The sequence below is a fragment of the Kribbella sp. CA-245084 genome (assembly GCF_050942355.1).
GTDB lineage: Bacteria > Actinomycetota > Actinomycetes > Propionibacteriales > Kribbellaceae > Kribbella.
Map to the genome: position 1 here is coordinate 8560433 of NZ_CP192053.1, position 13806 is coordinate 8574238.

The 13806-nt window shown below is 68.4% G+C and carries 14 protein-coding genes; 4 read left to right on the forward strand and 10 right to left on the reverse strand.

What is annotated here, in order from left to right:
- Positions 1 to 153: 153 nt before the first annotated feature.
- Genes hpt through dacB form a run of 4 tightly spaced genes read right to left on the reverse strand, consistent with a single transcriptional unit; the run spans position 154 to position 4254 of the window.
- Positions 154 to 705, reverse strand: coding sequence for a hypoxanthine phosphoribosyltransferase (gene hpt, locus ACQPYH_RS41110; RefSeq protein ID WP_130443709.1), 552 nt, complete (start codon positions 703 to 705; stop codon positions 154 to 156).
- 5 nt (positions 706 to 710) lie between these two features.
- A complete protein-coding gene (gene tilS, locus ACQPYH_RS41115) occupies positions 711 to 1727 on the reverse strand; it encodes a tRNA lysidine(34) synthetase TilS (RefSeq protein WP_432883165.1) in 1017 nt (338 codons plus the stop codon).
- 34 nt (positions 1728 to 1761) lie between these two features.
- Positions 1762 to 2856 carry a zinc-dependent metalloprotease gene (locus ACQPYH_RS41120; RefSeq protein ID WP_432883167.1) on the reverse strand — a complete coding sequence of 365 codons (1095 nt, stop codon included), beginning with the start codon at positions 2854 to 2856 and terminating at the stop codon, positions 1762 to 1764.
- Between the two features lie 39 nt (positions 2857 to 2895).
- Entirely contained in the window at positions 2896 to 4254 is a 1359-nt protein-coding gene (gene dacB / locus ACQPYH_RS41125) for a D-alanyl-D-alanine carboxypeptidase/D-alanyl-D-alanine endopeptidase (protein ID WP_432883170.1), read from the reverse strand.
- 50 nt (positions 4255 to 4304) lie between these two features.
- Here dacB and ACQPYH_RS41130 point away from each other — a divergent pair, with 50 nt between their 5' ends.
- On the forward strand, positions 4305 to 4793 hold the full coding sequence (locus ACQPYH_RS41130; protein WP_350866722.1) for an inorganic diphosphatase: 489 nt from the start codon (positions 4305 to 4307) through the stop codon (positions 4791 to 4793).
- Here the strand turns inward: ACQPYH_RS41130 and ACQPYH_RS41135 are convergent.
- Positions 4790 to 5221: a MarR family winged helix-turn-helix transcriptional regulator gene (locus ACQPYH_RS41135; protein ID WP_432883173.1), complete on the reverse strand. Its 432-nt coding sequence runs from the start codon at positions 5219 to 5221 to the stop codon at positions 4790 to 4792. The two genes, ACQPYH_RS41130 and ACQPYH_RS41135, sit on opposite strands and share 4 nt — an antisense overlap.
- Positions 5222 to 5308: 87 nt before the next feature.
- Between ACQPYH_RS41135 and ACQPYH_RS41140 the strand changes: the two genes are divergently transcribed.
- From ACQPYH_RS41140 to ACQPYH_RS41150, 3 genes are read left to right on the forward strand one after another with little or no spacing between them, the layout of a single operon-like run.
- On the forward strand, positions 5309 to 6271 hold the full coding sequence (locus tag ACQPYH_RS41140; RefSeq protein ID WP_432883175.1) for a quinone oxidoreductase family protein: 963 nt from the start codon (positions 5309 to 5311) through the stop codon (positions 6269 to 6271).
- A gap of 12 nt (positions 6272 to 6283) precedes the next feature.
- On the forward strand, positions 6284 to 7174 hold the full coding sequence (locus tag ACQPYH_RS41145; RefSeq protein ID WP_432883178.1) for a LysR family transcriptional regulator: 891 nt from the start codon (positions 6284 to 6286) through the stop codon (positions 7172 to 7174).
- A gap of 46 nt (positions 7175 to 7220) precedes the next feature.
- Entirely contained in the window at positions 7221 to 7928 is a 708-nt protein-coding gene (locus tag ACQPYH_RS41150) for an SDR family oxidoreductase (protein ID WP_432883180.1), read from the forward strand.
- Between the two features lie 12 nt (positions 7929 to 7940).
- Here ACQPYH_RS41150 and ACQPYH_RS41155 read toward each other — a convergent pair whose 3' ends face one another.
- The 5 genes from ACQPYH_RS41155 to ACQPYH_RS41175 form a co-directional block, all read right to left on the reverse strand.
- The gene (locus ACQPYH_RS41155; RefSeq protein ID WP_432883182.1) at positions 7941 to 9350 is read right to left on the reverse strand and encodes an NlpC/P60 family protein; all 1410 of its coding nucleotides are present in this window, start codon (positions 9348 to 9350) and stop codon (positions 7941 to 7943) included.
- Positions 9351 to 9598: 248 nt separating this feature from the next.
- Positions 9599 to 10411: an endonuclease/exonuclease/phosphatase family protein gene (locus ACQPYH_RS41160; protein WP_432883184.1), complete on the reverse strand. Its 813-nt coding sequence runs from the start codon at positions 10409 to 10411 to the stop codon at positions 9599 to 9601.
- 64 nt (positions 10412 to 10475) lie between these two features.
- Positions 10476 to 11549: a WD40/YVTN/BNR-like repeat-containing protein gene (locus tag ACQPYH_RS41165; protein WP_432883186.1), complete on the reverse strand. Its 1074-nt coding sequence runs from the start codon at positions 11547 to 11549 to the stop codon at positions 10476 to 10478.
- 21 nt (positions 11550 to 11570) lie between these two features.
- Positions 11571 to 12836: a ThuA domain-containing protein gene (locus ACQPYH_RS41170; RefSeq protein ID WP_432883189.1), complete on the reverse strand. Its 1266-nt coding sequence runs from the start codon at positions 12834 to 12836 to the stop codon at positions 11571 to 11573.
- Between the two features lie 42 nt (positions 12837 to 12878).
- Complete coding sequence (locus tag ACQPYH_RS41175; protein WP_432883192.1) at positions 12879 to 13745, reverse strand: helix-turn-helix transcriptional regulator; 867 nt, start codon at positions 13743 to 13745, stop codon at positions 12879 to 12881.
- Positions 13746 to 13806 lie beyond the last annotated feature (61 nt).

The following is a 13806-nucleotide window of genomic DNA, read 5'->3' on the forward strand; positions in this document are numbered from 1 at the left end:
CTCCTAGCTCGGCAGGCCCGGGTATGGCGGGCTTGTGACGGTAATACCAGTCCAAGTGTCTCGTGTCGCACAAGACAACACAGCACGAGGGTCACCAAAGGACAGTACGACCCGTTGTACAGGCCGTCACCAAGTCTGCCTTGTCGGAGCGGGTCAGGAGTAGACGTGCGGGGCCAGCGTGGCCACACAGCGCAGATTCCGGTACTTCTCGGCGTAGTCCAGACCGTAGCCGACGACGAACTCGTCCGGCAGCTCCAGGCCGACGTACTTCACCGGGACCCGCATCTTGGCGGCGTCCGGCTTCACGAAGGCGGTGCACAGCTCCAGCGAGGCCGGCTTGCGTGACTCCAGGTTGCTGACCAGCCAGCTCAGCGTGAGCCCGGTGTCGATGATGTCCTCGACGATCAGCACGTGCCGGTTGGTGATGTCGGTGTCCAGGTCCTTCTGGATCCGCACCACACCTGACGACTTGGTCCCCGAGCCGTACGACGAGATGGCCATCCAGTCCATCTCCACGTGCCGGCTGAACGACCTGGCCAGGTCGGCCATCACCATCACCGCACCGCGCAGGACGCCGACCAGCAACAGGTCCTTGCCCTCGTAGTCGGCCTCGATCCGCGCTGCCAGCTCCCGCAGCTTCGCGAGGATCTGGTCCTCGGTGTAATGGATCTTGGTCAGGTCCTTCTCGATGTCCGCCGCATCCACGGCCATCAGCCTGTCACATCCGGGCCGAGGATGATGAATCCGCCCTTGCGGATCGCGCGAACGCCCTGTGGTAGGTCGATCCAGCGCTGTCCCCGCCAGTCGGTCACCAGCGCGTCGACCGATGCAACGTGTCCCGCGGTCAGGTCCGTGGCCCGGCAACCGGCTTCCAGCGCGGCCTGCCGCAGTACCCGCGTGCGGATCGCGGCGGGCTCGTCGGTCAGTACGCCGACTTCAGCGCGCACCTCGCCCTCGGCGCGACTCAGTGCGGTCTCGGCAGCATCCGCAGCGAGCAGGTCGAGCGCATCGGCGTCCGCCCGCAGCAATCCCGCCGTACGGGCCAGCGCCTCGACCACACCAGGGCCCAGCGCCTCCTCCAGCACCGGCAGCACCTCGTGCCGCACCCGCACCCGCGTGTACGCCGGGTCGTCGTTGTGCGGGTCGTGCCACGGCCGAAGCCCGGACGCGATACACGCCGCCGCCGTAGTGGCCCTCGGTACCTCTAGAAACGGCCGCCGGAGCAGTCCGACCGCCGGAGCCATCCCAGCCAGCGACCGCGCCCCCGACCCACGCCCCAGCCCGAGTAGAACAGTCTCCGCCTGATCATCACGGGTGTGTGCCAGCAGTACGACGTCCGCTGCCAGCTCGTCCGCCGCATCCCGCAGAGCGTCGTACCGCGCAGCCCGGGCCGCAGCCTCCGGACCGCCGTCGCTGCCGACCTCCACCGCACGCACCAGCACAGGCTCGAGCCCTAGCGTCCTGCACTGCTCAGCTGCGGTCGCGGCGATGTGCGCGGAGTCCGGCTGCAGACCGTGATCGACGACGACCGCTCCGGCCCGTAGACCGAGCTTGGGCGCCTCGAAGGCGGTCACGGCCGCTAGAGCGAGTGAATCCGTGCCGCCGGAGCAGGCGACCAGCACGGTGGTCCCCCGAGGCAGCTCGGCGAGCGTCGCCCGGACCGCCTCGCGGGCGCGAGCTATGGCCGGGTGCAGCTTCCCCCGTCTGCGCTCGACCAGCTCTTCCACAGCCGACTCAGCCGACTGAGCCGACTGAGCCGACTCAGCCGTGGAGTCGGGTGACCCAGGCATCGGGGTTCGCGATCTCGGTCTTGGTCGGCAGCGTGTTGGGGCCGGTCCAGACCCGGTTGAAGCCCTCCATACCGACCTGGTCGACCACGCGACGTACGAACGCCGCACCGTCCTTGTACTGACGCAGCTTCGCGTCCAGCCCGAGCAGCCGCTTCAGCAGCTGGTCCACCGGGCTGCCGCTCTGCCGGCGCGACGTGAACTTGGAACGGATGTGCTCGACAGTCGGAATAACCGACGGCCCGACGCCGTCCATCACGAAGTCCGCGTGGCCCTCCAGCAACGACATGACCGCGGTCAGCCGGTCCAGCACAGCACGCTGCTCCGGCGACTGCATCAGGTCGACCAGGCTCAGCTCAGCCTCACCACGCACCGACCGTCCCAGCCGCTGCACAGCCTCCCGGAACATCGCCGCGTACGCCGATGCGTCCAGCTCGGCCTGGTCGAGGAACAGCGCGATCTCGGACCGCAGGTGGTCCCGCAGCCACGGAACGGCGGTGAACTGCACCCGGTGCGTCTCCTCGTGCAGACACACCCACAGCCGGAAGTCCCGCGGTACGACGTCGAGCTCGGACTCCACGTGCATGACGTTGGGAGCCACGAGAAGCAGCCGACCGGTCAGGTGAGGCCGATCCGGGTCTGGCTCCGCCGGGTAGAACGGGTCGAACTGACCGAGCACCCGGGACGACAGGAAGGCCAGCAGCGCACCCGCCTCGATGCCCGTCACGCGTGAGCCGACCGCGGACGACAGACCGGCCGTCCGGTCGGCCTTCTCCCGCAGCTTGTCCGCCAGCGGCTGCAGCACGGTCCGAAAGCCGTCCGCGTTCGCCTGCACCCAGCCGGGCCGGTCGACGATCACCACGGGCGCTGTGGCCGACGTGGCCTGCAGCCCGGTGAACTCGCGGACGTGGCCCTCGGACTCGGCCGCGAACTGACGCAGCTCCGCGACCACCTGGTCCGCCTCCGCGCGGCTGACCGCCGGGCCGGGGCGCAGCAGCTTCCGCGCCACACCGGTCGCCAGCTGCCAGTCGACCATCTCGGTCGTGGTCTCGCCTTCAGCCGTACTCATACAACGACCCTAGTGCTATGTCCCAACATGCGCCCGTGGTCAGCAGCCGCAGTTGGCCAATGCTGCTGTGGTCCGATCGAGGGCGGCGCGGGCGTCCAGCGTCTTGGGAACCGGAACACTGTCGCTGGCGACTGCGAACACCAGCAGCGTGCCAGAGCGGTCGCGGGCGTACCCAGCCAGGCTGTGGACGCCGGTCAGTGTCCCGGTCTTCGCATGGACCAGTCCGGTCCCTGTGCCGGTGCCAGCGGTAGTGAATCGCTCCCTGAGGCTCCCGTTGAAGCCGGCGATCGGGAGTCCGGTCAGGAGATGCCGCAACTCCGGGTGGTCCTTGGAGATCGCCACGCGGACCGCACCGGCCAGCAGGTCGAGCGGGACCTTGTTCGCGCGGGTCAGACCGCTGCCGTCGTAGATGCGGGCTTTGCTGACATCCAGACCGAGCTTGGTCAGCGTGGCGCGCACGCCCTTGACCCCACCGACGTACGAACCGCCGTTGCCGGTCGCGAGGCCGACCTGCCGCAGCATGACCTCGGCGCCGTCGTTGTCGCTGTGCTGGTTGATGTACTCGACGATCTGCCCGAGCGTCGGCGACTTCACTAGGGCCAGCGGGGCGACCTTGGCCTGAGCCGTCGCAGCCTTGACGGTCGGGGCCACAGTGATCCCATAGGTGCCCAGCAGCTTCGAGAACGAGGTGGCTGCGGCCTGGGCCGGCAAGGGTGCCCGCTTCGCCATCCCGGGCGAGAGCCGGCCCTCGTTCACCCACAGTGCCGTCGTCGGCGCGGCGATTCCCTCTGGGACGTAGTTGGCTTCCCAGTTCGCGTTGACCGCCGGACCGGTGAACAGCGAGGCGTCGTACCCGAGGGCGACCCGGGTGACGCCCTGCGCCTTCAAGGCCTTCGCAGTACTTGCTGCGAGCGTCTGGAGGGTCGCCCGAGCCGGGTAGTCCGATGCCTGCTTCACAGCGAGCAGCGGGTCGCCACCGCCGACCAGGACGATCGAGCCCCTGCCGGCGCTCACGACCTTGGTGGTGAACGTGTGGTCCGGCCCAAGCGTCGCCAGCGCCGAGACCGTGGTGAGGAGCTTCAGAGTCGAGGCAGGTGTGTACGGCGTCGCCGCACCGACCGAGAACACCGGCTTGCCGCGCGAGGCGTCGTACACATAGACACCGTGGTGCGGGCCGAGCGACGGGTCCTTGAGAATCGCAGCGAGCGCCTTGCCGACCCCGGCCGCCGTCGGCGCGACGCCCTCGGTGGTCAGGGGAGCCAGGACGGGCGGTGCCTGTTCGGTGGTCTGGACTGATCCGGGTACGGCGCGTGCGCTGCTCACCAGGCCGGCGCACATGCTCGTGCACAGCGCCGTGGTGAGCAGCGTGACGAATGCCGCACGGGCAGGTCGTGCCACCTGGCTGCTCCTGTCATTCGGTCGGTCGGAACCGTGACAGTATCTGCCGTATGGAGTTCGACGTCTTCATCGAGATCCCCAAGGGCACCCGCAACAAGTACGAGCTGGACCACAAGACCGGGCGGCTCCGGCTGGACCGGACGCTGTTCACGGCCACCCAGTATCCGTCCGACTACGGGTTCATCGAGGACACCCTCGGTCAGGACGGCGACCCGCTGGACGCGCTGGTCCTGCTGACCGAGCCGACCTTCCCCGGCTGCCTGATCAAGGCCCGGGCGATTGGCATGTTCCGGATGACCGACGAGAAGGGCCCGGACGACAAGGTGCTCTGCGTCCCGGCCGGTGACCCGCGCCAGGAACACCTGCGCGACATCCACCACGTGCCGGAGTTCGACCGGCTCGAGATCCAGCACTTCTTCGAGGTCTACAAGGACCTCGAGCCCGGCAAGTCCGTCGAGGGCGCCACCTGGGTCGGCCGCACGGACGCCGAGGCCGAGATCACCGCTTCCTTCGAGCGCCTGAAGACCGAAGGGCACTAATCGCCTGACAGGCGGCGGAGCAGCCCGAGCAGGGTCTTGCGTTCCGCTGGCGTCAAGGGCTCCAGTAGGTCCGCCTCGGCGGCGTAGATGAGTTGGTCCATCGCGTCCAACTGCTTCTCGCCGGCCGGGGTGATGGCGACGATCTTGCGGCGCCGGTCGGCCGGGTCGACCCGCCGGGCCAGCAGCTTCAGCTCCTCCAGCTCGTCGAGCAGCGTGACCAGATCGCTGCGGTCGAAGCCGATGCGGTCGGCAAGCGTCGCCTGAGCGGCCTCGCCGTCGTCGGCGAGGCTCGCGAGCACGTGGTAGTGCTGCGTCCGGACACCGGCCTGCGTCATGTGCTGCCGGACCAGCCGCTGGGCGTGCTGACTCGACCGCCCCAGCGCCCACAGCACCTGGTCGGCCAGCCGATGCGTCGGCGCCTTCTTCACCCCCCAACTCTATTGGCATCGTTCACTCCTGGCGTTATCGTAGGACTCTCCTATTATTTATAGCTCCCATGATTTGGAGATCCCACCATGCGCGCAGTGCGCTTCCACCGCCACGGCGGACCCGAAGTCCTCCAGCTCGAGGAGGTCGCCGTACCTGAACCCACCGCCGGTCAGGTCCTGATCGAGGCCGAGGCGATCGGCGCGAACGCCATCGACGCCGTACTCCGACGCGGCGGCTCACCCTGGGACCGCCCGCTCCCCGGCACCCTGACCGGGGACGTCGTCGGCCGCATCGTCAAGCTCGGCCCGGACACCCCGCCCGGCGTGGCCGTCGGTCAGCGCGTCTCGGCGCTCACCGTCGACGCCTTCGCCGACTACACCGTTGCCGACGCCACCTTCCTCGCCACGATCCCCGACGACGCCGACGCGGCCGAAGCCTCGATGATGTCACTGACCGCCCCGCTCGCCCTTCGCGTGCTCGAGTCGGGTCACATCCCGGCCGGCGGCACGGTCCTGATCCAGTCCGCCGCCGGCACCATCGGCCACCTCGCCACCCAGTTGGCCCGCTTCTACGACCCGAAGACGATCATCGGTACGGCGTCCAGCGCGAAGAAGCTCGACTTCATCCGCGAGCTCGGCGCCGAGCCTGTCGACCTCAGCGACCCCGACTGGCCGGCCAAGGTCCGCGCCCTGGCACCGGATGGCGTCGACGCGGTCCTCGACGCGGTCGGCGGCACCGTCTTCGACCAGGGCCTCGAGCTGGTGAAGCCGCTCGGCCGGATGGTCTCGTACGGCGCCATCACGACCGAGGTCCCGGCCGTCCCCGCGCTCGGACTCCAGCTCCGGATCGTCACCGGCGTCTCGCTGTACGGCTGGCAGCAGGCTCGCCCCGACGAGGCCCGCGCCGACATCGCCGAGGTCGTCCGCCGCTGGCAGTCCGGCGACCTCCGCCCGATCGTCCACGCCACCCACCCGCTGACCGACGTCGCCCGCATCCACGAGACCCTTGACGCCCGCGAGAACCTCGGGCGCCTGATCGCCGTCCCGTGAAACCATGACCGGGTGGAGCTTCGGCAGATGCGGTACTTCGTGGGCGTCGCCGAGGAGCTCCATTTCGGCAAGGCCGCCGAGCGTCTGTACATCTCCACCCCGACCCTGAGCCAGCAGATCAAGCAGCTCGAACGTGAAGTCGGCACGACGCTGCTGATCCGGCACAGCCGCGGCGTCGAGCTCACCCCGGCCGGCCGGGTGTTCCTGGCCCGCGCCCGGGAGACGATCCAGGCGGCCGGCCTGGCGCTGAAGGACACGCGCCGGGCCGCCGGCCTGGACGAACCGGTCCTGCGGCTCGGCCTGCTGAACGGCATCCCCGGCTGGCTCCCCGCCGCCCTCGAACAGCTCGCCACCGAACGCTTCCCGAACAGCACGGTCACCCTCGAGGCCGGCACCACCACCGATCAGCTCCGCATGCTGACCGCCGGCGAGATCGATCTCGGCCTGGTCCGTACGCCGCTAACGTTGCCTCCAGCAATCACTTCGGAACATCTCGCCGCCGAGGAGCTCGGCGTACTGCTGACCGCGAACCACCCGCTCGCCGTACGTCCCGAGCTCACGCTCGACGACCTGACCGGCCTCGAGTTGATCTGGATCCCGCGAGCCGCCGCCCCGGAGTTCTACGACGAGGCGATCCGCCGGCTCGGTCCCGGCGTCCGGCTCAGCGACATCAGCATGAGTCACTCGCAGCTCCGCTCGGCGCTGCTCGTCCGCAGGTCCGCGATCAGCCTCGGCTCCCGCCGTGCCGCGACCCCGGACGTCGTCTGGCGACCTATCGAAGGCCGCCCGCTGATCGCCCGGTACGCCGCGGTCTGGCGCACCGATTCACGCAACCCCGTGCTCCAGGCAATGATCGTTAGCCCCGGCCTAACGATCGTTAGCCAGCAAGTCGTGGCCGACTGACCCGTCCGGTGGTTGGCTCGAAACGTCAACCACCGAAGGAGTTTCAGTGCAGGAACACGTAGTGATCGTCGGCGGGAGCTCCGGCATGGGTCGCGCGCTCGCCGCCGAACTCGTTGCCCAAGGCAGCGAAGTCACGATCGCCGGCCGCTCGCCCGGCAAGCTCGACGCGGTACGCCGGGAACTCGGCGTACACACCGTTGCCATGGACCTCGGCATCGAGCGGGACATCGAACGGCTCTTCGCCACCACCGGCAAGGTGAACCACATCGTCACTACCGCCGCGGACGTCGGCGGCGCCTACCAGCCGATCAGCGAGTACGACGTGGACGCCGCCCGAGCTGCGGTCGATTCCAAGCTGCTCGGACCATTGCTGCTCGCCAAGCACGGCGCGTCGGCGCTCGAACCCGGCGGCTCGATCGTGTTCACCTCGGGCATCGCGGCGTACCGTCCCGGACCGCGTGCATCGTTGCTCGCGGCACTCAACGGCGCGCTGGCGTCACTGGCCGCGGCGCTCGCGGTCGAGCTCGCGCCGATCCGGGTCAACGTGGTGTCCCCCGGCTGGGTCGACACCCCGATCTGGCAGGACGTGGCCGGCGACGCGGCGCCCGCCACGTTGGCCGCGATGGCGGACCGCCTCCCGGTCGGCCGCATCGGCCGGACCCAGGACATCGCGGCCGCCATCATCGCCCTGCTGCGCAATGGTTTCATCACCGGCACCGTTCTACACGCCGACGGCGGACACCGGCTGGTCTAGGGAGATAACAGGTCAGGGACGGCCGAAGAAGTTCGGCGGGATCCAGTAGTACACGCTGTCGATCTGCACCGGCTTCCCGGTCCGCGGTGCGTGGATCATCTGCCCGTTGCCGAGGTACATGGCGACGTGGTGGATGGTCCCCGGGTCGCTCGGGTTCGTCGCCCAGAAGATCAGGTCGCCGGGCCGCAGCTCGTCCTCGTCGATGTGCTGGATCTGCTCGTACTGCGCGACGCTGTAGTGCGGGAGCTGGACACCCGCCCGCTCCCAGGCGCCCTGGGTCAGACCCGAGCAGTCCCACCGCGACGGACCGGTCGCGCCCCACAGGTACATGTCGCCGAGCTGCTTCAACGCGAAGTTGATCGCGTCCCGCGAGCTGCCGCCCGAGCTGTGCCCGCCACCGTCGTTGCCGTTGTCGTCGTTACGTCCCGGCGAGGACGGCTTGTGCTTCGGCGGCTTCTTGCCGTGGTTCTTCTTCGCCTCTTCCCGCGCTTCCTTCTCCTCGCGGGCCCGCTCGGCCGCCTCCGCGCGGCGTTCCGCGGCCTCGCGGGCTGCGATCCGGCGCTTCAGCTCGGCGGCCTTCTTCGCGGCGAGAGCGGCGGCTCGTTGTCGCGCAAGCTCCTCGAGCCCCCGCTGCCGCTGGGCAGCAACCTTCACCGAGGTGTTCTGCAGTACGGCGAGCTGCGCGATCGACTTCGTGCGCTGCACCCCGATCGCAGTCACGGCGGCCGACTGAGCAGCCTCCGCGTCCTCGGCCGCCTTCTTCGCGGCGGCCGCCTCGTCGGTCGCCTTCTTCACCTTCACGACCGCCTGGTCGGCCTGCACCTTGAACAGGTTGGTCATCACCTGCGTCGCCGAGAACCGCAGGTACGAACCCTGCATCGCGGCCGACACCGAGCGGGCCGCGCCGGCGGAGTCGAGCAGGTCCTGCGGACCGTTCGCGGTGAACAGCGGCGCGATCTTCGCCACGTCGCCGCCACCCTGGTACGACGCGGCGGCGAACCGGCCGATCTGCGCGCGCTGGGTGGCGAGTGTCTTCTCCGCCTCGGTCGCCCGGGCCGCGGCGGCGGCCGCGTCGGCCTTGGCCTGCTGCAGCCGGTAGACGGCGCCGTTGTACGCCTCGTCGGCGATGCCGGACTGGATGCCGAGCTGCTCGAGCCGCGCATTCGCCGCGGCTAACTGGCGCTCGATGGTTGCGACCTGGCCGGCCTTCGAAGCGGCGGCCTGCTTGGCGCGCTCGACCGCGGCCTTGGACGGGATCACCGGGGGCTTCGGCTTGGCAGCCTCGGCCGGAAGCGTGGGCATTGCCATCGTGCCGGCCAAGCAGATCGCGAGCACCCCGGACAGCAGGGCTTTGCCTGCCCGACCGGTCTTCCCAGTGCTCCCGACCCGCCCGCCGGACGTGGCCCTGAGGGGCGTCCGCATCGGGATCGTTCCTTCCGCCGGTCACGAACCCCTTCCCCAGGGTTCGTGAACTTTTGGTCCTCCTGGACCACATACGTGACACTAGTTGCCTACAGCCCCATTGGGAACAGCTTTCACACAAGTAACTTTGTTTCACCCGTGTGTCGACTTGACAAACTACAAGCTTGTAATTCCGCGAAGCCCCAGGTCGGCGCACGAAAACGCCCTCCGGCCGGAGCCGGAGGGCGTTCAGGTGACGCGTCAGGGGTTCAGCGGAGGGCGAACGAGGCGACCACCGGGAGGTGGTCCGAAGCCGGCGTCACAGGTACGTCGGCCTTCACCGCGCGCAATCCCGCGCTGTGCAACTGGAAGTCGATCCGCTTGGTCGGACTGCCCGCCTCGATCGTGTAGCCGGGGCCGACACCGACCTCGGTCCACGTGTCGTCGTACACGGCGGTCAGGGTCTTGATCTCCGGCGCCTCGGGCGTCGCGTTCAGGTCGCCGACGAGCAGCGTCGGAGTCTTCGACTTGCCGAGCAGCTCGACCACCTTCTGCGCCTGCTCCAGCCGTTCGGCGTTGTTGTTGCTGGTCAGGTGCGTGTTCGCGAACCGTAGGTCGGCCCCACGAACCTTGATCTTCGCCACCGCGAGACCGCGCTGCTCGCCGGTCGGATACAGCGGGAGCAGCGTGTTCTTGAAATCCTTGATCGGGTACTTCGACAGGATCGCGGTCCCGTACTGGCGCCGCGGCTCGCCCGGATTCACCGGCGGGAGGTCGAGGTTGGCGGCGTACGCGTAGTGCATCTTGAGCCGCTGGGCGAACCAGGCCGGCTGGTCGACCCAGTTGCTCCGCACATCCCAGTGCTTGTCGACCTCCTGGAGCCCGATCACGTCGGCCCCGGACTGCTCGATCAGTACGGCGATCCGCTCGAGATCGAGCACACCGTCGATCCCCGCACCGTGATGGATGTTGTACGTCATCACCGTCAGCGGCCGCTCCGGCCGCCCGGCGTCCGGCTTCGCAGCGGCAACGGTCGGTACCGCGATAAGAAACCCCACCAGGACCGTTAGCAATTTACGCATGCACCCATCCTTCCGGAAAACCGGCGACACCCGCACAACGAGCGAGTGTCGCCGGTCTGAACGGTCAGTGCATCAAGCGGCCTACTGCACCCTTCGCACCGGACGCCCAGCAGCCGGCCTGGGAGCCGTGGCCGGCGCATTCGACGCTGTCGAAGCTGCCGTCGTAGAACTGCTTCCAACTGCGCCCGCCGTCGAAGCTCACGTCGCTCCCGGACGGTCCGACCGCGACGACGGTCGACGGGGACCACGGCACGAAGTGGGATCCGCTGCGGTACCCCTTCGGCGCCTTGTCCGCGGGCACGAGCTTCCAGGTGCGGCCACCGTCGTACGTGATCGACGCCGCCTTCACCGCCTCGGTCGGCTTCTCGAAGTCACCGCCGACCGCGACGCCGAACAGCGGGTTGCGGAAGGCGAGGCTGAAGATCCCCGCGGCCGGACCACTGGCCATCGGCGAGTCCGCCACCTTCCAATGTCTGCCACCGTCAACAGTCCGGAACACCCGCGGCCGATCGCCGCCGCCGGTCGCGAACCACGCGGTCCGGCCAGGCCCGGCGACCAGGCAGGTCCCGCTCGCCGCGAACGCGAACTCGCCGGGCAGCGCGGCCGGCATACCGGCGTTCGACTGCACCTTCCACGATTTCCCGCCGTCCGACGTCGCCGCGATCCGGAACTTCCCGTCGACCGGGTCGCTCATCGCCAGCCCGTGCTTGTCGTCATTGAAGGCGAAGCAGTCGTAGAACGCGTTCTCGTCGGTGTTCCGGAACGTCTCGGTCCAGCTCTTCCCGCCGTCGGCGGTGCGGTAGACCCGGGAGTCCTCGCCGACCCCGATCGACAACGCGACCGCACGCTTCGCGTCGAACGCCTCGACATCGCGGAACTGCAACGCCTCCGCTCCGGCCGGGCTGACGTTCTGCCAGTGCCTCCCGCCGTCGACGGTTCGCAGTACCGTCCCCTCGGTCCCACCCACCCAGGCGACGTTCTTGCTGACCGCCGCAAGCCCGCGGAACTGCGCCGTACTTCCGGTCGGCGTCAGCCCCCAGCGGTACGACGGCCCGCCGTGCGCCTGGGCGGGGATGACCTGGGACGACATCACCAACAAACCTCCTGCCGCGAGAGCGGCCACACGCAGGATTCTCATGCGCCGCAATCTAACCGCAGGTCACGTCAGCTTGAAGGACTGCGACGCACTGGAGTTGCAGGTGAGTTGGACCAGTTGGGTGCTGTCGGCGGTGGAGCCGCCGGGCACAGTCAGGCATTTGTTGCTGAAGCGGCTGATGAAGTGGAAGTAGCCGCTGCCTTCGGAGACGGCCTGCCATTGCTGGTTGTTCCCGTTGCTGTACGTCCACAACTGCAGGCCGGCGTTGTCGGCGGCGGACACCCCGGTCACATCGATCACCTTGGTGGCGTCGTTGTGATTATTGACCCGCGTGAATCCACCGGACGTCGGCTGGAACTGGAACTGCTGCGCCTGCGTGCCGTTGCAGCTGTACTGCTGGATCACGGTCCCGTTGGCGACTCCGGCCGCGCGGGCGTCGACGCACTTTCCGTTGCCCTTGTTGGCGAGCTGGTACCACGCGGTCGGCGACGGCTGGTCGACCGGCGGCGTCGTACCGCCACCACCCAGCCACTTCAGCGCGTCCATCATGAACTGGTTCTGCGCCGGGCTGTCGAACGTCGACGAGAGCCGGGTGTTGGTCTCGTAGTTCATCGCGTTGTGGCCGAAGTTCGCGTAGATCAGCTTGTAGTTCTTGTTGGTCCAGATGATCGGGTAGTAGCCCGACGTCCAGATGTTGCCCTGCTGGTTGCCGACCGGGAAGCTCGACGGATCGATCGAGGCGAGGACCTGGATGTCGGGGTTGTTCCGCAGGTCGTTCTGCCAGCTGTACCACTCGCTCACCGACGAGCGGAACGTCGCTCCGGTGTTCACCAGCGACGGGTGCGAGCGGTTCTCGGTCCGCAGCGTGACCGCGCTGGGTCCCCAGGTGTTCGACTCGAACCGGCCGGTGCCGAGCAGCGTGTTGTTGAACCACGGCCAGCCGCCGCTCGCATCGTTGTACGCCGACACGTGGAAGCCGAAGAAGGCGCCGCCGTTGTCCATGTAGTGCTGGAACCCGTTGCGCTGGGCGTCACTGTGCGGTGAGTCGTCGAGGAACATGACGACCTGGTACTGCGACGCGCTCAGGTTGTTGAGCTGGTCCCAGTTGGTGGTCGCGGTGTACGAGAACCCGTTCTGCGCACCGAACTGCGGGAAGCGCTGATTCGCTTCCTTCTCGAAGTCGATGTGCGCGGCGTCGTAGGTGCCGCTGTAGAACGCGAGCACGTTGAAGGTTGCTTCAACTTTGGCGACCGCGGTGGAGGTGAGCCCGCTGATCAGCACGACCAGGGCGAGCAGGAGGGCGGGCAGGCGAAAACGATCGGAAAGCATGGGGGCGGACCTTTCCGTCAGAACCTTATGAAATTTCAGGACTTAAATTAACTCCCGATCAAAGCCCTGTCCAGAGTTCATCGCCTGACTGCCCAGAACACCCAGCAACTGCAGCTTCTCCGCGGACTCGCTCCCGGGTTCCGCGGTGAACACAATCAGCGTCTGCTGCCCGTCCCGGTTGTCGATCAGCTCGCAGTACAGCTCGAGGTCGCCGACCACCGGATGCTTGAACCGCTTGGTCCGGCTGTGCGCGACGACCACCTCGTGCGCGTCCCAGACCTCGACGAACTCCGGGCTCAGCTTCTGCAGCGCCTTCACGAGCGAGGCGGAGTACGACTTCGGTCCGTCGATGGTCGCGGTCGTGCGCAGCATCGAGACGAGCAGCTTGCTGTGGGTGGTCAGCTCGGGCTCGGCGTACAGCGTCCGGGTCTCCGGGTGGGCGAACCAGCGATAGACCTCGCTGCGCTCCATGCCCTGGAAGTTGGTTTGCTCGCCGGCGAACGCGACATGCGCCGGCGTCTGCGCGAGCACTTCGCCGCAGCGGTTGAGCAGCATCGCCGGGGTGTCGTGCAGGCGGTCGAGGATCCGCAGCATGCCGGGGTCGACGTGACATGCCCGCGTCGTGCGCGGCGGCGTACCGTGGCCGGCCAGCAGGAACAAGTGGTCGCGCTCCTCGAGCGTCAGCCGGAGCGCGCGGGCGATCGCGCCGAGCATGTCCACCGACGGCTGCGGGCCGCGTCCGCCCTCGAGCCGGCTGTAGTAGTCGGCCGACATCGACGCCAGCGCGGCGACCTCCTCGCGTCGCAGACCGGGGGTACGGCGCCTGCGCCCGCGGGGCATGCCCACGTCTTCGGGTTGCAGGGCCTCCCGGCGTTTGCGCAGGAAGTCGGACAGATCGGCGTACTCCATGACTCCAGTGTCCACGTCGTACGGGCGTTATCCACTGCTTGCGGAGCAGTGGCTGAGCGCG

Bases quoted from the DNA above. Each gene is read 5' to 3' on its own strand.
- ACQPYH_RS41165 (WP_432883186.1), bottom strand. From the start codon at position 11,549: ATGAGAATCCTGCGTGTGGCCGCTCTCGCGGCAGGAGGTTTGTTGGTG.
- ACQPYH_RS41120 (WP_432883167.1), bottom strand. From the start codon at position 2,856: ATGAGTACGGCTGAAGGCGAGACCACGACCGAGATGGTCGACTGGCAG.
- ACQPYH_RS41160 (WP_432883184.1), bottom strand. From the start codon at position 10,411: ATGCGTAAATTGCTAACGGTCCTGGTGGGGTTTCTTATCGCGGTACCG.
- ACQPYH_RS41140 (WP_432883175.1), top strand. From the start codon at position 5,309: ATGCGCGCAGTGCGCTTCCACCGCCACGGCGGACCCGAAGTCCTCCAG.
- ACQPYH_RS41170 (WP_432883189.1), bottom strand. From the start codon at position 12,836: ATGCTTTCCGATCGTTTTCGCCTGCCCGCCCTCCTGCTCGCCCTGGTC.
- ACQPYH_RS41130 (WP_350866722.1), top strand. From the start codon at position 4,305: ATGGAGTTCGACGTCTTCATCGAGATCCCCAAGGGCACCCGCAACAAG.
- ACQPYH_RS41155 (WP_432883182.1), bottom strand. From the start codon at position 9,350: ATGCGGACGCCCCTCAGGGCCACGTCCGGCGGGCGGGTCGGGAGCACT.
- ACQPYH_RS41175 (WP_432883192.1), bottom strand. From the start codon at position 13,745: ATGGAGTACGCCGATCTGTCCGACTTCCTGCGCAAACGCCGGGAGGCC.